The following is a 20,492-nucleotide window of genomic DNA, read 5'->3' as shown; positions in this document are numbered from 1 at the left end:
ATTTCTATTCTATCATGGTTTAATAGCTGCTTCAAAAGTTTTACACATTTTTATAGTAAAAAAATTAAAAATATTTTTTATCGCCCCAATCATTGCAAAAAAAACAATCTTACTAGTAAATCTTATGCGACTTTCATCATTACATGACAAAGGAAAAAAGGAAGTTCCACCCTCTTATTCAATACGGTAGAACTTCCTTTTCTCCTATATATGAAATCGAACGATGACTTTTGTCCCTTGCCCAACTTTACTTTTAATCGTTATAGTCCCTTTATACAATTCAACTATTTTCTTAGCTATAGCCAAGCCAAGCCCTGTTCCGCCCTGCTCTCTGCTTCTTGCTTTATCTACACGATAAAACCGATCAAATACTTTATCTATGTCTTCTTTCGGGATTCCAATGCCCTGATCGCTTATCTCGAGCACAAAATGATGGTCTGTTTCGTACGTATGAAGAAAAATATTTTTTTCATGCAAAGAATATTTCACCGCATTATCCAGTAAGATAGTTATAATTTGCTGTAAATGCTGTTCCGATACTTTATAAAGGTGCATAGAATCAAGCTTCATTTGAAAGGTGAAATCTTGATGGAGCATTGTAAAATCACGGATTGTGTGTTCTAATAACCACTTTACCCTTTCCGGCGTTAAGTCTGATTCTACTCTATTTTGTTCTAATCTAGATAAATCTAATAAGCTGATAATCAATTTTTTTAATCTAGTGACTTCCTCGGTAGATGCCTGAAGCGACTCTTCTAAAATGTCCTTGTTATTTTTGCCCCATCTATTTAGCATGGAAAGATGTCCCTCTAGCACAGATACTGGTGTTCTCAGTTCATGGGAAGCGTCTTCAATAAATTGTTTTTGCTGCTGAAAGGACTGTTCAATTACATCCATCATTTCATTGAAAATAATCGTTAAATCGGATATTTCATCTTTTTGAGGATAAACTGGCATTCTTTCCTTAAAGCCACTATTTTTAATTTTTTTCATTGTTTTCGTCATGGAATTAACAGGTCTTAATAATAAATAGGAAATAAAGTAGCCAATAACTCCACTTATTAATAATGCAACAATTGTAAACAACGTCATGGCAAAACGTAAATGTTCACGAACTTTATCTAATGATTGCAGAGATCTAATTATTTCAACTCTTCCTTCAAATGCTGGCATTTGTAATTCCTTACTGTATACTAAAGAGTTCTGATCTCCAATAGAAATATAATGAAATTGCTCATCGTTATATAACCGATTAGGCTCAATGATCGGAAAATCACCATTCATATCAGAAAGAATGGCATGTCCGTCTTCATCCAGTATACGAATAAGCTGATTGTTATTATTTAATTTCTCCAATAAAGCAACATTATCTGTCAGTTCTTCTTCCGTAAGATTTCTTTCCTGTAAATTCAATTGTTGGACTACTTGCTCCATCGCTTGCTTCATATCTGTTTCTTCCTGATTTAATAACCAAGAAGAAACAGTATGGAATTCAAAAAAAGAAAAAATAGAATAAGTTAAAAAAATGCTAACGGATAATGCAAGTGTTAATTTCCACTTCCAAGGTAAAAGAGATATTTTTTTTATAAATTTCATCTCATCACATATCCTATTCCTCTGACCGTTTCTATATATACTTCTTGTCCAGCTGGATCAAGCTTATTTCTTAAATACCTCACATATACATCAATCACATTTGTTTCTACTTCTGATTCATAACCCCATATCTTTTCTAATAATATATCTCTAGATAAGACGATATTAATATTGGTCATAAACATATAGAGTAAATCATACTCTCTTTTTGTTAAGGACAGAAGTTCTTCGCCTTTTTTGGCAATATGCGACTCCACCTCAAGCGTAATATCTTTGTATGTTAGCTTTGTCATTACTTGATTGGAAGAATTACTTTGTGGATCAATTCTACGAAACAACGCACGGAGTCTTGCAAGTAGCTCTTCAATAGCAAACGGCTTAATTAAATAATCGTCTGCGCCACTATCTAATCCAGATACTCTATCTAGAACACTATCACGTGCAGTTATCATTAATATAGGGGTGTTTTTTGTTTGGCGGAGCCTTCTGCATACCTCAATTCCATTTAATTCAGGCAGCATAAGATCTAATAAAATGATATCCCAATCTTCCTCTAATGCTTTTTGAAGACCGCTTCTACCATCTGAACAAACCTCTGTTTTGTACCCTTCATACGTTAATTCTAATTCAATAAACCTCGCAAGATTTTTTTCATCTTCAATAATCAAAATTTTTTTCATTATACCACGCTCTCTATATGTACATAGGTATCGTTACAAGCGTAATGTTGAAATTTGATAAGAAAAGAAATTTCAACAAAACAGCTTTAACTTACCTAAAGATATCGTTATTTTATCATGTTAGAAGCTTGATATACAAAAATTGTTTACGACACTTAATTTTCTTTTGAAAACATAGAATCCATAATGGCATGTGCCATTTCTACAAATTGAAAACCGAATAAAGATGCTGCAGTTATGGAACTAAATACGATCATTGCGATGCGAAGAAAATTCATGTTTCATCTCTCCTTTATCTTGAACTATTGCTTAAGGCAATGATGATATTTCCTCATTACTCATTGCTAAGCATTTTTTAAGCAATTACTTCTACTTAAGTTAATAAGCTAAAAATCTTTTTTAATGTGCTTAAGTGAATAAAACAAATGGTATACCTCTTTTTGTAAAAAATCATGAAAGAAACATTAAAATTTGATGAGAAGAAAAAATTGGGCATAAACTTCAATAAATATAGCCATTATAAAGATAGAATTATTTCGTTCTATAGTCTAATTTGGAAAAAGCTATGAATATAAAAACTCTCTATTTATTGGCTATTACGTATGTTTAATGCTATTACCCACATTTATTTCCTATTGAAAATCAACAACCATATAGAAAACAGGCACAGTAAAAATCGATAGTGGAATGAAGCGGAGTACATTTGGCTACTGCGGAAAAAAGTGAAAATGCTTAAGTCTCTACTGCGAAGCTGAGGAGGCTTAAGCTTCCTTCAAGCGTAAAGGAAATGTCTGTAGCATAGAGAAACAATACTGTTCATTTGGACAAGATTAATCGAAGAGAAAGTTATAATTATTATTTAAGATCAAAGATTATTAGTAAGTTTAGGAGGTTTAACAATGAATATTGGACGTGCGATTGAAATTATGAATGCTGCGGATATTGTGGATGTTAGTTATCAGGGAGAAAAGATAATCATTCAAAATGTAGATGAGAAAACGAAGAAAGCAAGAATTTATACGAAAGCAAATCCTGATCATGAGCTAGATGTAGATGTGTATCAGCTTATAGAAGAAATCTAACTTTATATTCAGCTTATTTATAATAGGTAGAATAAAGATTCTTTTCAGAAATAAAAAATAATTGTTGCTAACTTTTAAAATATATAGTAAATTAATAGTCAATTACATAAGTAATTCTTATCAAGAGAGGTAGAGGGAACGGCCCGAAGAAACCTCAGCAACCTTCAGTACCCTACAAAATACTGAAAAGGTGCTAATTCCATCAAGCATAAAGGCTTGAAAGATAAGAAGAATGACCATTAAATTATCAAAGTCTTCTTCTTATAAACGAAGGAGACTTTTTTTCATGGCATTTTTCTTCTTTTCCTTCTTGATACGTACTAATTACATAAAAAATCCCACTTATAAGAATAGGAGAGTTATAGAATGTATAGTTTAGAGACTAAGTTAGCGCAAATTGGAAATCGCAGTGAAACAACAACGGGAGCGGTAAACCCACCTGTTTATTTTTCTACCGCTTATCGCCATGCAGGCATTGGAGAGTCAACTGGTTACGATTATACTCGTACTGGAAATCCAACCAGAGAAATTTTAGAAAAAGCGATTGCTGATTTAGAAGAAGGAGATCGTGGATTCGCTTGTAGTTCGGGAATGGCTGCCATTCAGACAATCCTTTCTCTTTTCCAAAGTGGTGATGAATGGATTATTTCCAAAGATTTATATGGAGGGACTTACCGACTGCTAGAACAAGGCTATAAAAAATGGGGTCTGCGATGTACGTACGTCAACACCTCAGATACAGATGCCCTGCGTGCGGCAATTACCCCTAATACAAAAGCGATTTTCCTTGAAACTCCTACTAATCCTTTAATGGAACAAACGGATATTTCTGAGGTTGCTTCCATTGCAAAGGAAAAGGATATTCTACTTATTGTAGATAATACTTTTTATACTCCAATTATCCAACAGCCGATTCGCTTAGGAGCTGATATTGTCATCCACAGTGCGACAAAGTATTTAGGCGGACATAACGACGTCCTTGCAGGTCTTATTGTAGCTAAAGGAGACGCACTTTGTAATGAGCTTGCCTTACACCATAATTCCGCTGGTGCTGTTTTAAGCCCCTTTGATTCCTGGTTATTAATGAGAGGAATGAAGACATTAGCACTAAGAATGGAGAAACATGAAGAAAATGCGAAAATACTCTCTTCTTTCCTTCAAGAGCACGATGCTGTGGTGGATGTTCTCTATCCTGGTCGAGGCGGAATGATCTCGTTTAGAATCCAAAACGAATCTTGGGTAAATCCATTTTTGCAAAATTTAACGCTTATCTCTTTTGCAGAAAGCTTAGGTGGCGTGGAAAGCTTTATTACCTATCCAGCTACCCAAACCCATGCTGATATTCCTTTAGAAGTACGATTAGAAACTGGTGTTGATAACCAGCTATTGCGTTTTTCCGTAGGTATAGAAAATGTAAATGACTTAATAAAAGATTTAGATAAAGCTTTTTCCATCGCAAAGGGAATTGCCAAGGAGGTAACAATATGAGCACACCATATACATTTGAAACGAAATTACTTCATAATAAACATAAGTTTGATCCAGAAACCGGAGCAGTTAGCGTGCCAATTCAGCACGCTTCTACCTTCCATCAAAAGGATATAGATGAATTCGGCAAATATGATTATAGCAGAAGCTTAAATCCAACGAGAGAAGCTTTGGAAGAAGTAGTAGCAGAATTAGAGGATGGTACACATGGTTTTGCCTTCTCATCTGGAATGGCCGCTATCTCCACTGCCTTCCTATTATTATCAAAAGGTGACCATGTCGTTATTTCTGAAGATGTATATGGCGGTACTTATCGGATGGTTACAACTGTATTAACTCGCTTTGGCATTGACCATACCTTTGTTGATATGACAAATTTAGACGCAGTCGAAGCAGCTGTTTTACCAAATACAAAAGTTTTCTATGTAGAAACTCCTTCTAATCCATTATTAAAGGTAACGGACATTGAGGCCATTAGCCTACTAGCAAAAAAGTATAATGCATGGACATTCGTGGATAATACCTTTTTAACACCAGCCCTACAAAAGCCACTGACACTAGGTGCCGATGTCGTCCTCCATAGTGCGACTAAATTCCTGTCAGGTCATAGTGATGTTATTGCCGGTGTTGCAGTTGTAAAAGATCCATCCCTTGCCAAACAAATTGGCTATTTACAAAATTCCTTCGGTGCTGTTCTTGGTGTGCAGGATTGTTGGTTACTGCTTAGAGGAATCAAGACTTTACATGTCCGCATGAAGCATTCAAGCGATGGTGCACGAATTATTGCGGAGCATTTACAAAATCATCCTTTAATCAAAAAAGTGCATTACCCTGGCTTTGAAGACCATCCTCAATATGCCATCCAGAGAAAACAAGCATCAAATCCAGGTGCTGTATTTTCCTTTGAGTTACATTCAGAAGAAGCAATGCGGACATTCGTTGAAAATGTGAAACTACCTGTTTTTGCTGTAAGTCTCGGTGCAGTTGAATCGATTCTTTCGTATCCTGCAAAAATGTCCCATGCAGCAATGGATCCTGCTGCACGAGCAGAACGTGGAATTACTGATGCTCTTCTTCGCCTTTCCGTTGGACTAGAAAATCCTCAAGACTTAATCAATGACTTTGAGGCAGCCCTAAAAAAAACAGCGGAGCTACATTTTATTTAATGGAGGAATACGATGAGTTTTCTTGATCGACTAAAAAGCGAAATTTTAATAGCAGACGGTGCTATGGGTACCCTCCTCTATTCTTACGGGAAGGATACTTGCTTCGAAGCATTAAATCTTTCTCATCGAGAACAAATTGAACATGTTCATCAAGCATATATCCATGCAGGTGCTGACATCATTCAAACAAATACATATGCTGCCAACTATTTAAAATTACAAAGATACGGTCTTGAGGATAGCGTAAAGGAAATAAACAGTGCTGCCGTTAAAATTGCCAAACAAGCTTCAAAGGATAAGAATGTGAGTGTTTTAGGCACAATTGGCGGAAACAGAGGAATGAAGCCTCAAGCCATTAGTTTAGAAGAATTAAAGCGAAGTTTTCGAGAACAGCTTTATTGTTTGCTATTAGAAGATGTCGATGGCATTCTCTTAGAAACATTTTATGATATGGAAGAATTAGAAACAGTACTACAAATAACCAAAAAAGAAACAGACCTTCCAGTCATTGCTCAGGTTTCCATTCATGAAATCGGCGTGTTGCAAAATCAGTCTCCTCTAAAGAATGCCTTTGAGAGATTAGAAGGTTTAGGGGCAGATGTTATCGGGATGAATTGCAGATTAGGTCCACACCATATGATTGCATCACTCGAACAGATTCCATTGCCGAAGAATGCCTATCTATCCGCATATCCAAATGCTAGTTTGCCAACTTATATTGACGGAAAATTCGAATATAAGGATAATGCAGAATATTTCAGAAAATCAGCAGAAGACTTTCGTAAACAAGGTGTTCGCCTATTAGGAGGATGCTGTGGAACAACGCCTGAACATATAAAAAATTTCGCGGAAGTATTGAAAAATGCTTCCCCTATTACAGATAAAGCTGTTCGATCTAATAATGCTGTGGTAGATTCCATTGTCCTTCATTCCCCTCCCCCACGGGAATACACACCCTTGGAGGAGATTGTAAAAGAAAGAGCTTCAGTCATTGTAGAATTAGATCCGCCAAGAAAATTAGATACAACACGATTTTTTGAAGGAGCAAAAAAATTAAAAGAAGAAGGCATTGATGCCATTACCCTTGCAGATAATAGTTTAGCATCTGCTCGTATATCCAATACAGCAATCGGTACATTAGTAAAGCAAAATATTGGCTTACGTCCCCTTATTCACATTGCCTGTCGCGATCGAAATATTATTGGATTGCAATCTCATTTAATGGGATTGCATACATTGGGACTCCATGATGTATTAGCCATTACAGGTGATCCTGCTAGAGTTGGAGATTTCCCAGGTGCTTCATCTGTTTATGATATGACTTCCTTTGATTTAATTTCCATGATCAAGCAGTTAAATGAAGGTCTCTCCTTCTCTGGAAAAAATCTAGGACAGAAGACAGCTTTTTCTGTTTCTGCTGCATTTAATCCAAATGTTCGCCAAGTGGATAAGGCGGTCAAAAGACTGGAGAAAAAAATTGCATGCGGAGCAGATTATATTATTACACAGCCAATTTATTCAGAAGAAAAAATAATTGAATTATATGAAGCTACTAAACATATTGATAAACCAATTTATATAGGTCTAATGCCACTGACAAGCAGCAATAATGCCGAATTTCTGCACAATGAAGTACCTGGTATAAAAATAGATGATTCGATTCGTCAGACAATGGCACAATTAAAAGACAATCCAGAAAAAGCGATGCAAGAAGGCTTAAATATTACAAAGTCATTAATCGATACAGCATCCACCTATTTTAACGGTATCTACTTGATTACACCATTTTTGCGCTATGAGCTTTCCGTCGAATTGGCTCGCTATACGAAATTACGCACTGCAGCAACTAGGAGGAAAAACGATGCAACAAACATCATTAGCTGAGAAGCTTAAACAAAAAATTCTCATTATGGACGGAGCAATGGGTACAATGCTTCAACGAGAGGATTTGACAGCAGCCGATTTTGGTGGCGAGGAATTAGATGGTTGTAATGAACATCTTACTTTAACAAGACCGGATATCATTTCCAAAATTCATGAAGCCTATCTTGAAGCTGGGGCAGATATTATTGAAACAAATACGTTTGGTGCAACGAAACTTGTCCTAGATGAATATCATCTAGGACATCTTGCTTACAAACTGAACGTAACCGCAGCAAAACTCGCCAAAGATGCAGTTTTGAAATATTCTTCTCCTGAGTGGCCGCGATTTGTCGCTGGTGCAATGGGACCTACAACCAAAACATTAAGTGTAACTGGTGGAACTACATTTGAGGAGCTCATCGCTTCTTATGAAGAACAAGCTATTGGTTTAATTGATGGAGGCGTGGATATTCTCCTCCTTGAAACAAGCCAGGATATGTTAAATGTGAAAGCAGGTTTTCTCGGAATTAAGCAGGCTTTTTCAAAGACAGGAAAAGAACTACCATTAATGATTTCAGGCACGATTGAACCAATGGGAACAACACTCGCTGGCCAGTCTATCGAAGCCTTTTATATTTCTGTTGAACATATGAACCCAATTGCAATCGGATTAAACTGTGCGACAGGTCCTGAGTTTATGCAGGATCATATCCGCTCCCTTTCTGGTCTTTCTAAGTTTGCCGTTAGCTGCTATCCTAATGCCGGCTTACCGGACGAAGAAGGACATTATCATGAAACAGCTGCTTCCCTTGCTAATAAGCTGTCTGGTTTTGCAAAAGAAGGCTGGCTAAACATTGTCGGTGGGTGCTGCGGGACAACGCCAGAGCATATTCGAGCAATAGCCGATAAAATGAAGGAAATCATCCCTCGTAAAGTAGCTGAAACAAACTATCATATGGTTTCAGGGATTGAGCCCTTCATTTATGATGACCCTACATTAAGACCGATAATGGTTGGGGAACGTACCAATGTCATCGGTTCCCGGAAATTTAAGCGGTTAATAAATGAAGGGAAATTTGAAGAAGCATCAGAAATTGCAAGAGCTCAAGTTAAGGGCGGAGCACATGTTATCGATATATGCTTAGCAGATCCTGATAGAGATGAACTTGCGGATATGGAGCTTTTTATGAAAGAGGTCGTTAAAAAGGTTAAAGTGCCTCTTGTAATCGACTCTACTGATGAAAATGTGATTGAAAAAGCCCTCTCCTATTCACAAGGAAAGGCGATTATTAATAGTATTAACCTAGAAGACGGGGAAGAAAGATTTCAAGCAATTGCCCCTCTTATCCACAAATATGGTGCCTCTGTTGTTGTAGGAACGATCGATGAAGATGGCATGGGAGTTACTGTGGGAAAAAAGCTGGAAATAGCAAAACGTTCTTATGAATTATTAACGAACAAATATAAGATTAATGGCCAGGATATTATTTTTGACCCACTTGTTTTCCCTGTAGGTACTGGCGATGAGCAATACATCGGTTCTGCCAAAGCTACCGTTGAAGGCATCAAACAAATTAAGGAAGCTTGTCCAGATGTTCAAACGATTCTTGGAATAAGCAATGTTTCCTTTGGTCTCCCTCCTGTCGGTCGAGAAATACTAAATAGTGTCTTTCTTTACCACTGTACACAAGCTGGACTAGATTACGCCATCGTCAATACGGAAAAGCTGGAAAGATTTGCGTCCATTAGTAAAGAAGAAATTGAGTTAGCCGAAAAACTATTATTTGAAACAAAAGATGAAACATTAGCTGTTTTCACCGATTTCTATCGTGATAAGAAAAAAGAAAAGATTAATTCCCTAGAACATTTAACATTAGATGAACGATTAGCCTATTATGTCGTGGAAGGAACAAAAGAAGGTTTACTAGATGATTTGGCAATTGCGCTTAACAGCTACAGTGCACCATTGGATATTATTAATGGACCGCTAATGAATGGAATGAAAGAAGTCGGTCGATTGTTTAATGATAATCAGTTAATTGTAGCAGAAGTGCTACAAAGTGCAGAAGTAATGAAAGCAGCTGTTTCTTTTTTAGAAGGCTATATGGACAAGAATGTTTCAACCTCAACGAAAGGGAAAGTTATCTTAGCAACTGTAAAAGGGGACGTTCACGATATTGGGAAAAATCTTGTGGAAATCATTCTGTCAAACAATGGCTATGAAGTTATTGATTTAGGAATTAAAGTTCCACCAACAAAGTTAGTTTCTGCTATCAAAAAGGAAAAGCCAAACATCGTTGGTTTATCTGGTCTTCTTGTTAAATCAGCTCAACAAATGGTCTTAACAGCTGCCGATATGAAACAAGCTGGAATAGATATCCCCATTTTAGTCGGCGGAGCTGCATTATCGAGAAAATTTACAGATACGAAAATTTCAAATGAATATGATGGATTGGTACTTTATGCGAAAGATGCCATGAATGGCCTATCACTTGCAAATCAACTTACAAATAAAGAAGAACTAATTTTGCTTAAAGAAGAACATGAAAGAAAAAAACAAGCACTTTTAACAAAGCCAGTAATAGATGCTGTAAAACCTATTATCACAGGAATAAAAAGAAAAACCATTAATCCGAATGCGCCTGTTTTTGTACCACAGGATACAAAGAAGCATTTATTAACGAATTATACGCTCGGGCATATTAAACCATATATTAATAAACAAATGCTGCTAGGACACCATCTAGGATTAAAAGGAAAAGTTGAAGTGCTACTCTCGGCGAAAGACGAAAAAGCAGTCCAACTAAACAATGTGATTGAACAGCTTTTACAGGAAGCAGAGCAAAATAACTGGATTTTTCCTAAAGCCGTTTATCGCTTCTACCCTGCTCAATCGGATGGGAATAAGATTTATATATATGATCCAGAGAATGAGTCTAAGCTATTGGAAACCTTTGACTTTCCAAGACAAGAAAGAGAACCACATCTTTGCCTCGCAGATTATCTGAAGCCTGTTGATAGCGGTGTTATGGACTATGTTGCCTTTTTTGCTGTTACAGCTGGTACAGGAATACGAGAAGCAGCAGAACAATTAAAGCGTGATGGAAGATTTCTTGAATCTCATGCCTTGCAATCACTAGCATTAGAAACTGCAGAAGGTCTCGCAGAATTAATTCATCGCCAAATTAGAGATAGATGGGGATTCCCTGACCCAACAACCTTTACGATGAAGGACCGCTTTGCGGCGAAATATCAAGGACAAAGGTTTTCATTTGGATACCCAGCTTGTCCTGAATTAGAAGACCAGAAAAAACTATTTGGTCTACTTTCTCCAGAAGATATCGGTATTACTTTATCTGAGGAATGTATGATGGAACCAGAAGCATCTGTTTCAGCAATGGTATTTGCCCATCCAGATGCACGATACTTTAATGTGATAGCTGGTTCCCTGTAAAATGGTAATATTTTAGCAGCATGCATTTATTGTCTGATGAACATGAATAAAATGAAATCCAGCTGGTATTGTTATTCGGCTGGATTTCATTTATTTTTTATATAGGCTTTTTAAAATTCCCATTCCATTTTGAGAATATGTCATTGCTTTTGGTGATCATTTTTTTGATGAACACTGTTATACTCGTGGGTTTCTTTGAAATGACGTTCATCCCCTGCATGAACGCCGCTTTTCTCTTGCCTTCCTTCAATCTTGGTTTTCAATCCCTACTCGAACGCCTTTTATCTCTCTTCTCCCTTCAGCTTCAACTTTCACTCCCTCATCAAAACTGTACAATCCAATCAATCTTATACATATCATCGCTAAAAAATATAACTATTCCAAACTCTGTTTAAATTCCCAATATTATGTTAAACTTACAAATAATTATTGCATAGACAGAAAGAAGGTTACATAAATGATTCGAGAACTTACAGTGAAAGACCATTCCATTGTTATGGAATTTTTGCTTCAGGATCCTTCAATTAATCTATTTATTATTGGAGATATTGAGGCTTTTGGCTATCATGCAACATTTCAAAAGCTTTGGGGAGAATTTCATCAGGGGGATATTACGGCAGTTCTACTTAAATACTTTGAAAGCTATATTTTTTATTGCAAAGATAAGAATCTTTTTGATGTAGAAGGTTTTGCATCAATTATGCAGTCTACTATACATCCTGTTACATTATCAGGAAGAGCTGACTTTGTTGAGAAATTTGAAAACCTTCCTAACTTGACCTTAGGCAAGAAAAAAGTAACCTATTTTGCGCAGTGTGGTACAAAAAAGGAAATACAACTTACAGGAATGATAAAAAAAGCTACTATTGCAGATATTGATAGAATTGTTGGATTACGAGATTCCATCGATGAATTTAAAACAACAGATCAAACGAAAAATATATTAAAAAAAGCAATCGAATCAAAAACTGGACGCACTTATTATCTTGAAAATGATAAACAAGAAATTATCTCAACAGTTTCTACAACTGCTGAAAATTCTCAATCTGCGATGATTGTGGGAGTATGCACACATAAGGACTACAGAAATAACGGTTATGCAAGTAAATTAATGACAGCTCTTGTTAAGGATGTTTTGGAGGAAAAACAATATGTCTGCTTATTTTATGATAATCCAAATGCTGGTAAAATCTATAAGAATGTTGGCTTTGAAGATATTGGGTTTTGGACAATGTATCGTTAATGTTTAAAAATTGTGATTAAACTAAAATACCGTTCGCTCCCCTTTTGAGCGAACGGTATTTGTCTGCATTCCAGGATAATCATTTTCAATACAATCGAGTAGGAGGCACGTTACCGTGCCGACCTCTCACACCACCGTACGTACCGTTCGGTATACGGCGGTTCGAAAGTTTATGAAATCACCTTCATTAAGGATTTTAAACCTCGCTCTTGCCAATATTGATTATTTAGGGCAAGATGTATGATAGGATTGTATGATAGGATTGTATGATAGGCGCCAATATCCCTTTCGGGAGTTGGCGTTTCTTCTTGCTTCATCGATGGATATTCCAAGCTTTCTCAGGTTTTTGTATTTCGTTTTGACCTTTTTCCACTCTTTCCATCTACAAGCTCTTAATCTTCTCCTAATATGACTGTCTGTTTCACGGGCATATTTCTTGATGTCCGCAATTTTAAAGTAGTTTCCCCAGCCTTGTATTAGTTGGTTTATTTTCGCGATACGTAATTCCATACTTACTCCCCAGTTTCGGTTCGTTAGTTTCTTTAGTTTTTCTTCAAACCTTTTCTTTCTCTCTTTTGGCACGAATACTCTAGTCTTGCTTCTATTCTGGTAAAAACTTACCCCTAAAAATATCCGTGCTATCGGCTTTCCCACAGCGCTTTTCTCCTCATTCACCTTCAGTTTTAATTTTCTTTCGATGAATTGAGTAATACCTTCTTTTACTCGTTCTCCTGATTTCATACTTTTGACAAAGATGTTGCAGTCATCTGCGTATCTCACGAATTTGTGTCCTCGCTTTTCCAGTTCTTTATCTAGTTCATTAAGCATGATATTGCTTAGTAACGGACTTAGCGGGCCTCCTTGAGGTGTCCCTTCTGTATTCGGTTTAACTAGTCCGTTCTCCATAACTCCTGCTTGAAGATATCTTCTGATTAATTTCAAGGTAGGTTTGTCTGTTATGGTCTTAGCTATTAGAGACATGAGTTTATCATGGTTAACTCGGTCGAAAAATTTCTCTAGGTCTATGTCTACTACGAAGTTGTATCCATCTTCGATAAATTGCCTTGCTTGTTCTATCGCTTGATGAGCACTTTTATTTGGTCTAAATCCGTAACTATAAGGACTAAACTGTCTTTCAAAAATAGGGGTAAGCTTCTGTACAAGGGCTTGTTGGATTACTCTGTCTGTCACTGTAGGGATTCCTAGCTTCCGTTTCCCTCCATTTGGTTTGGGAATATCAACCCTTCTTACTGCTTGCGGTTTATATTTTCCTTCCTTCATAAGTCCGATAATCTTTTGACCTTCTTCTTTCAAGTGAAGGTGAGTAGCTTCTACATCTTTCGCATCGACTCCTGCTGCTCCTTTGTTACTTTTGACCTTCTTGAAAGCTTTATTTAGATTATCTAGTTCTACTATTTTTTCCATTAAACTTATATCTGAATTTGATTTCATATTGTTTCCGTGTTTTGGAGATTGCATAAGGATAACTACACTCTATATGGAACTCACCAGCTTTCCGAGCCTTCTTTCCCATATAGTCATTATGTTGGCTGTTTCCTTGTTTCCTTATAAATAACTCTAACACGGTCTCTCCTTTCGTTCCGTCCTTCTCAAATTCGAAAATTTGATACTATGACTTCTGCTGACTTCTCTTGATTCAGCTATCTATCGCTAGATAGGTTCCTAGTAGGGTTTTCAAGAGATCTCCCGGGGTAAGTTCACTCGCTTTCTCCTCATATATCTGCCACATTTATTCCCATTTCATCTGTGGATATTTTGGACTTTGTTTTGTTTTGCAAACTCATCCTGAAATGGAAACCTCAAATGTGATTCGTGTACCTCAGACCGAGGATTTGTCTAGGGCTTCCTTCAGATTCCGCGTCACCACGGACACCCTTGCCTTCGACTAATGGTTCGCATATCCCAACGCCCATAGTGGACTTTCACCACCAAGCTAGTGAACATGCCCGGCACACAAAAAAGCATATCAATATTCACATTGATATGCCTTCCATTCAATACTTAAGTAGCAATTCTAAATCAGTAAAAAGCGAAATAATATTCTGTAAATGTCTCCATTCTTTTGATTGTAAATTTACTAAATCAACGGTGTAAGAGGCATTTACAGTAATTAACCGAACTGTACATTTAACAGAATCAATTCCTAAAAGCTCTTCTCCCCAATTCCAAATTTTTAATCGATATAATTCCATCTTTAATGCATCATATTCTTCTGGCTCGATTTTATTAAAAACTGGCGGAACTACAATTGGAAATTGGCTCCATTCTTGGATTAAATAATTGTGAAGGTCAAAATCGATATGAATACTAAAAGAGTGTTCTTGATTTACCTTGTATTCAACAATTAATTTCGTTATTTCTTTATCCGGATGAATGGATACGAGATCATCACATACCTCGAATAAGTCTTTTTTCCTTGAAAGGACAGACTTAATGGAGGACATCGAAATCGTTGTATCTTCCTCTCCTAAAAAATTATTTAATTCATTATAAATAATGGAAAGGGTCGTTGGTCCTTTTACTTGCAAAACATCAATTATTTTTTCATACAATGTTCTCATCCGTATTTCCTCCACTATCTCTACCGAAGTATTGATGACTGCTTGTCACTTTATCTTATAGCATAATCCGAAAATTTTCCATAGCTAGTTTTGCTAAATGGTATCTTTAAACAAAAAGAACATAGCCATTAAGATAACTGTTCTTTTTGTCCTCCTATTAAGCGATGCATTTCCTCAAAAATCACATCACTCATTTTTTTATAGCCCTCTGAATTTAAGTGAATACCATCATCACTAATAAAATCAGTAATATTCCCAGCCTTTTTAAGAGCTGTACGAACATCAATGCTAGGAAGATTTAATTGTTCAATTAATTTATTCAAATGGAAATTGTATAAACTATGCCAATGTTCAATGCCTCCACAGCTACTTATCCAATGGCTAATCGTAGTCCCGTATCTATCAGCGATAAACTTATAATACCTAACTGGATCAAGTGGTGGTAAAGTTAACAAAATGGGCGTGATATTAGATTGTTTCATTTTTGCTACCATTTGGCCGATATTTTCAATATATTGATTAATTGGGACAATTGGCTCGTGATTAATATTGGGATTTTCCGCTACTTCCTGCCATTTGAAATTACAATCATTCCCACCAACATTTAGTAATACATAATTTGGTTCTTCTGAAAGGACATCTTTCTCCAATCGCTTCATTAATAAATCAGAATTATCATTAAATACACCTTTATTTATGACAATCGTTTCTTCTGGATCATTTACCGAAAATAATTTTTCAAGAAAAGCGGGATAATTGTCTTTAATAATTCTTACCCTACCTTTTACAAAGGAGACACCTCTTGTTAAGCTATCTCCAAAACAGATGATTTTCATTTAACATCCCTACTTTTTTTTTCATTCAGTTACTATAATTTATTATAACAGAAAAAAGGTTGTGCGAAAAAACTTCCGATTATGTGAAAATTCCATCTTTTCCCTCACACAAAAAGACTGTATCCCTAGTATTTGGAATACAGCCACTCCTATTTAATGCTTAAGAGTTTTGTCTATCAAGAACGGTATCTTCTGCTTTCTCCCCTTCAGAAGAAGCTTGATTTGTTGTACGTAGCGGTATTTCTTTTAAGAAAAACACTAATAAAAAGGCAACAACTAATACGATTGTACCAGTTAAAAATACAGTTGATAACGTATCACCTAAAGCGTCTCTAATTCCTTCAATCATTTTCGCAAAAATAGGTTGAACATCTGCAGGTAAACTTGCTTCTGTTTGTTCAAGCAATGGCTTATTCATTAGAGCTTGTGGATTTGCGAAACCAATAATTTGTTCTGAAATTTTAGGGTCTACTGTTGCTAAATCCTTCACTACTGGAGAATTTTGCATCGTATTCTCTAAGTTTGTTTTTAAATTATTTGCCATAACTGTTCCCATTACTGCAATACCAATTGTACCACCTAGGTTTCGGAATAGCTGTGTGGAAGCTGTTACTACTCCCAATTCCTTATGAGAAACAGCGTTTTGTGTTGCAATCGAGAATACTGGCATTCCAATACCAAGACCTAAACCAAATACAATCATACTTAAAATTGCCATTGGTACACTGTTCATAAAGATCATAATTGCCATACCTGCTATCATCGTAGGTACCCCAATTAATGCAAAGCGTTTATATTTCCCTGTTTTCGAAATTAATTGACCAATGATGGTACTTGAAATTACCATTACAATGGACATTGGCATTGTTACATAACCAGCGTAAGTTGGCGAAATACCTAATACTCCTTGAACGAAGAAGGAGATATAAATCATTGCTCCCATCATTCCAAAGTTCATGATAAATCCAATTAAATTTGAAACGGTAACGATATTATTTTGGAAAAGATGTAATGGTAGAATCGGATTTTTTACTTTCTTTTCCACTAATACAAAGACAATCGCAAAAATAATACTAGCAGCAATTAATCCAAGAATTCGTGCAGATCCCCATGCGTATTCTGTACCGGCCCAAGAAAATGCTAACAATAATGGCACAATGGCAATCGTCATAAAGAAGGAACCGATATAGTCGATGCTTTGTTTGCCACTTCCCTCTACTTTAGGGAATAATGCCATAATCATTCCGAATGCGATAACACCAATCGGTAAGAAGATCCAGAATAACCAATGCCAATCTAAGTGATCGACTAAATATCCACCTAATAGAGGTCCAAGCACACTGGAGAAACCAAATACGGCTGTTAATAAGCCCATCCATTTTCCGCGCTCACGTGGAGGGAATAAATCTCCAACTGCTGTAAAGGCTGATGATTGAATTATACCGGCACCTATCCCTTGAATACCACGGTATGCAATAAATTGGAATACATCATTAGAAGTACCAGTTAAAAAAGCACCAACCATAAATAATAATATACCAATCAATAAGAATGGTTTACGGCCATACATATCAGATAGCTTCCCAACTAAAACGGTAGCAATAGTGGATGTAAGCATATAGATATTGATCGTCCAAGTATAATAATCCATACCATCTAGTATAGATATAATTTTTGGCATCGCAGTACTAACTATTGTTTGGTTAATAGCTGCAAAAAACATAGCTGCCATTATGGCAATCATAATTGACAGTTTTTTCTTTTGTGTTAAATGTTCCATTGCATTCTCTCTTTTCTTTATGAAATTATTAGAAATTCTCGTTTAATAGCTTAAAAATTCGTTTTAAGTGTTGAATATCTTCCTCCGTTAACTTTCGGAAATGTTCCTTCATCTTATTCTGCTGCTCTTTTTTCATATTATTAACTATCTTTCTTCCCTTATCGGTAATAGTAATATTGACCACTCTTCGATCAGTCTTTGATCGATCTTTAGTAATATAATCATCGGCCAATAATTGATCGGTAATAGTTGTTACAGCAGCATTTGTAATGTGTACGCTTTTCGCAAGATCGGAGACATTTTGGGCTCCTTCTTTTTCTAAATGAAAAAGAAGTTTATATTGTGTAATATTTAAATCATTGCTATTTTTGTTAAAATCACTTGTTAAATTTTTTATAAAAGTGCCAAACATTGCTGCGACTTCAAAAAGCTCTTCGCCATTATGCACTTATCCCCCGTCCTTTCTGTAATTAATTCACAAATAAATAATTAAGTAGTTAATTATTAAGCAATTAATAATATATAACTTAATTATTTACATGTCAATTATTATTTTTATGTTTGTGGCAAATTCTTTTTATCCTATATAAGGAAGGAGACTTCTTTAAATTGATTTGCTCCTTAACTAAGTTTTTTAGTACATAGACAGAGAAATTCAACGTTAGGGAAAAACAAAAAAATGTCTTATTTAACCATCGATTAGAAGCGGGATGTTTATTCCTCTCCATCAATAAATTAAATAAGACATAACGAATTTTATTTAGTTTTAAAAGGGTTTTTCCATTCCATTAAAACTGCATGATTCATTGAATCTTCGTCTTCCAAATATTGTGGCAATATGGTAACAGGAGTTCTTCCACACCGCAATAAAAAAGTAATAACAGGATCTTTTACATGACCTGCGAGAACCTGCTCCAAATATTCCTCTGGGGAGAGCTCCTTTCTATACCTTTTATAGCCAGGCATCCTTCCCCCTCCAAGTATTCGGTCTAACCTTAATTCAATAGTTAAGTAATAAGCATGTTGCAAAAGTATCTTTCCTAAACCGAGTTTTCGGAATTTTGGGCGAATGCTGATATCCACCACATATAAGGCATTTCCATGTTCATCATTTGTAGTAATATATCCATTGTCCGTTATTTCTTCCCATGTATGATAAGGCTGATTTGGATTATAAGCGACTTGAAGACATGTTATCGAACCTGCAAGCTCCCCATCCACTTCCACACAGATTGCTCCTTCAGGAAAATGAGAAAGGTGACTAGACAATTGCTCAACATTCCACCATAGCTCCTCTGGAAATGGTGGAGGGAAGCATTCTGATTGAATAGCAATTAATTCGTGAAAATCTTTTTCCAGATAATTTCTGACCGTACATGGAATTGGTTGACCTGTGTCAAAAAGATAAAATTCACTATGGAGCGTCATAATTAGCCTTCTACGGTAGAATTCCAGTCAGGATAAAGATCTGTTCTTCTATCTCTCCAAGTTGTTACAGAACCTTTTTCTCTTACTTCATACAATAAAGACAAATCAAGATCTGCTGTTACAACCATATCATTATTAAGCTCACCTTCTACAAGAATTCCTTTTGGTGGAAACGGGATATCATTTGGCGTAATGACTGCTGCCTGCCCAAAATTTGCACGCATAAAGTCAACATTTGTAAGCGTGCCAACTGTTCCAGTTACTACAACATATACTTGATTTTCAATTGCTCTTGCATGGCAAGTATAGCGGACACGATGAAAACCGTGGCGATCATCTGTACAGGATGGGCAAAAAATCACATCTGCTCCTTTTGCCTTTGCCATACGAACGATTTCAGGGAATTCGATATCATAACAAGTTAGAATCGCAATTTTTCCTTTCTCTGTTTCAAAAATGCGGAAGGAATCCCCTTTTTCCATATTCCATTCATATACTTCTGTAGGCGTAATATGAAGCTTTGCCTGCTCTTCCATTCTGCCATCTGGATAAAATAAATGAGCTACATTATACAATTTCTCTTCTCTGCGAATAACATGAGTTCCACCGATTATATGCATTCCGGTTTGAACAGCAAATGATCTGAATAAATCCTGGTATTGCTCTGTAAATCCAGGTAATTCATTAATTGTTAAGGCGTTCGTTTCATCCCCCATTGATAAAAGCTGTGTTGTAAAAAATTCAGGGAATAAAATAAATTCCGCACCAAATTCATGTGCTGTTCGAACGTAATGCTCACATTGTTTTGCGAATTCTTCAAAAGACTTAATGTTTTCTAATTTATACTGTACGGCAGAAACTCTTATTTTCATTTTCCATCTCCCTTTATATAGCGTATTTTGTCTCTAGTCCTAAACTTCAAATAATCCCCACCTCAAACTTAAGAAAATTCAAAAAAATAGGAGGGAATCAACTTTCCGTAAAGGCGGAATGCTTCAACTAACCATCAGTCGGTGTGAAAGGAAAATCCTACTTTGATGACAGTTTCGCTTTATCCCTTTGACGGGTAAGGTAATATCACTTCTAATTCATTAGGAGTGTTTTTTATTTTAATAAAAGTAATGATTCAAGATATGATTATGAGTCATTTCTCTATATTTTTCAACGGTTTCGCACTATTTTTCTGTAAGAATTTTCTTTTTTTCACACACTTAACGGACAGTAAGACTCTCACCTAGAAGGAACCCCCTCACTGATGGAAGTTTCACTTTATTTTTATGTTCTGAAAAGAAAA

General features: G+C 36.0%; 16 protein-coding genes and 1 riboswitch. Of the genes, 6 read left to right on the top strand and 10 right to left on the bottom strand.

Annotated elements, in window-relative coordinates:
• Nucleotides 1–204: 204 nt before the first annotated feature.
• The 3 genes from AB3U99_RS12085 to AB3U99_RS12075 all read right to left on the bottom strand — a co-directional run bounded on the left by AB3U99_RS12085 (nucleotide 205) and on the right by AB3U99_RS12075 (nucleotide 2,554).
• Entirely contained in the window at nucleotides 205–1,596 is a 1,392-nt protein-coding gene (locus AB3U99_RS12085) for an ATP-binding protein (RefSeq protein ID WP_400247855.1), read from the bottom strand.
• Nucleotides 1,593–2,276 (bottom strand): response regulator transcription factor, encoded by a 684-nt coding sequence (locus tag AB3U99_RS12080; protein ID WP_400247854.1) that lies wholly within the window; start codon nucleotides 2,274–2,276, stop codon nucleotides 1,593–1,595. The genes AB3U99_RS12085 and AB3U99_RS12080 overlap by 4 nt, the downstream gene beginning before the upstream one ends.
• A gap of 155 nt (nucleotides 2,277–2,431) precedes the next feature.
• The gene (locus AB3U99_RS12075) at nucleotides 2,432–2,554 is read right to left on the bottom strand and encodes a hypothetical protein (RefSeq protein ID WP_400247852.1); all 123 of its coding nucleotides are present in this window, start codon (nucleotides 2,552–2,554) and stop codon (nucleotides 2,432–2,434) included.
• 621 nt (nucleotides 2,555–3,175) lie between these two features.
• On the opposite strand from AB3U99_RS12075, the gene AB3U99_RS12070 reads away from it, so the two are divergent.
• From AB3U99_RS12070 to AB3U99_RS12045, 6 genes are all read left to right on the top strand, one after another.
• Nucleotides 3,176–3,358 (top strand): H-type small acid-soluble spore protein, encoded by a 183-nt coding sequence (locus tag AB3U99_RS12070; protein WP_400247851.1) that lies wholly within the window; start codon nucleotides 3,176–3,178, stop codon nucleotides 3,356–3,358.
• A gap of 114 nt (nucleotides 3,359–3,472) precedes the next feature.
• A riboswitch (SAM riboswitch) is annotated at nucleotides 3,473–3,588 on the top strand.
• Nucleotides 3,589–3,724: 136 nt separating this feature from the next.
• On the top strand, nucleotides 3,725–4,846 hold the full coding sequence (locus AB3U99_RS12065; protein ID WP_400247850.1) for a methionine biosynthesis PLP-dependent protein: 1,122 nt from the start codon (nucleotides 3,725–3,727) through the stop codon (nucleotides 4,844–4,846).
• The gene (gene metC / locus AB3U99_RS12060; protein WP_400247849.1) at nucleotides 4,843–6,012 is read left to right on the top strand and encodes a cystathionine beta-lyase; all 1,170 of its coding nucleotides are present in this window, start codon (nucleotides 4,843–4,845) and stop codon (nucleotides 6,010–6,012) included. Before AB3U99_RS12065 ends, metC begins: the two co-directional genes overlap by 4 nt.
• Nucleotides 6,013–6,024: 12 nt before the next feature.
• Nucleotides 6,025–7,896 carry a bifunctional homocysteine S-methyltransferase/methylenetetrahydrofolate reductase gene (locus AB3U99_RS12055; RefSeq protein ID WP_400247847.1) on the top strand — a complete coding sequence of 624 codons (1,872 nt, stop codon included), beginning with the start codon at nucleotides 6,025–6,027 and terminating at the stop codon, nucleotides 7,894–7,896.
• Nucleotides 7,874–11,329 carry a methionine synthase gene (metH, locus tag AB3U99_RS12050; protein WP_400247845.1) on the top strand — a complete coding sequence of 1,152 codons (3,456 nt, stop codon included), beginning with the start codon at nucleotides 7,874–7,876 and terminating at the stop codon, nucleotides 11,327–11,329. The genes AB3U99_RS12055 and metH overlap by 23 nt, the downstream gene beginning before the upstream one ends.
• A 457-nt stretch (nucleotides 11,330–11,786) precedes the next feature.
• On the top strand, nucleotides 11,787–12,572 hold the full coding sequence (locus tag AB3U99_RS12045) for a GNAT family N-acetyltransferase (protein WP_400247843.1): 786 nt from the start codon (nucleotides 11,787–11,789) through the stop codon (nucleotides 12,570–12,572).
• 222 nt (nucleotides 12,573–12,794) lie between these two features.
• On the opposite strand, the gene ltrA is transcribed toward AB3U99_RS12045, so the two are convergent.
• The 7 genes from ltrA to AB3U99_RS12010 form a co-directional block, all read right to left on the bottom strand.
• The gene (gene ltrA, locus AB3U99_RS12040) at nucleotides 12,795–14,051 is read right to left on the bottom strand and encodes a group II intron reverse transcriptase/maturase (protein WP_400247842.1); all 1,257 of its coding nucleotides are present in this window, start codon (nucleotides 14,049–14,051) and stop codon (nucleotides 12,795–12,797) included.
• Between the two features lie 536 nt (nucleotides 14,052–14,587).
• Nucleotides 14,588–15,154: a hypothetical protein gene (locus AB3U99_RS12035; protein WP_400247840.1), complete on the bottom strand. Its 567-nt coding sequence runs from the start codon at nucleotides 15,152–15,154 to the stop codon at nucleotides 14,588–14,590.
• 128 nt (nucleotides 15,155–15,282) lie between these two features.
• Nucleotides 15,283–15,990, bottom strand: a complete 708-nt coding sequence (locus tag AB3U99_RS12030) for an SGNH/GDSL hydrolase family protein (protein ID WP_400247838.1) — start codon at nucleotides 15,988–15,990, stop codon at nucleotides 15,283–15,285.
• A 160-nt stretch (nucleotides 15,991–16,150) separates the two neighbouring features.
• Nucleotides 16,151–17,770 carry an MDR family MFS transporter gene (locus tag AB3U99_RS12025; protein ID WP_400247837.1) on the bottom strand — a complete coding sequence of 540 codons (1,620 nt, stop codon included), beginning with the start codon at nucleotides 17,768–17,770 and terminating at the stop codon, nucleotides 16,151–16,153.
• 28 nt (nucleotides 17,771–17,798) lie between these two features.
• On the bottom strand, nucleotides 17,799–18,218 hold the full coding sequence (locus AB3U99_RS12020) for a MarR family winged helix-turn-helix transcriptional regulator (RefSeq protein WP_031538699.1): 420 nt from the start codon (nucleotides 18,216–18,218) through the stop codon (nucleotides 17,799–17,801).
• Nucleotides 18,219–18,526: 308 nt separating this feature from the next.
• Nucleotides 18,527–19,198, bottom strand: a complete 672-nt coding sequence (locus AB3U99_RS12015; protein ID WP_400247836.1) for a GNAT family N-acetyltransferase — start codon at nucleotides 19,196–19,198, stop codon at nucleotides 18,527–18,529.
• Between the two features lie 2 nt (nucleotides 19,199–19,200).
• Nucleotides 19,201–20,070: a carbon-nitrogen hydrolase family protein gene (locus AB3U99_RS12010; RefSeq protein WP_400247834.1), complete on the bottom strand. Its 870-nt coding sequence runs from the start codon at nucleotides 20,068–20,070 to the stop codon at nucleotides 19,201–19,203.
• Nucleotides 20,071–20,492: the final 422 nt, after the last annotated feature.

The sequence above is a fragment of the Niallia tiangongensis genome, from assembly GCF_044704065.1.
GTDB lineage: Bacteria > Bacillota > Bacilli > Bacillales > Cytobacillaceae > Niallia > Niallia tiangongensis.
Note: the sequence above shows the minus strand (reverse complement) of the source record. Positions and strands in the feature narration are given on the sequence as shown.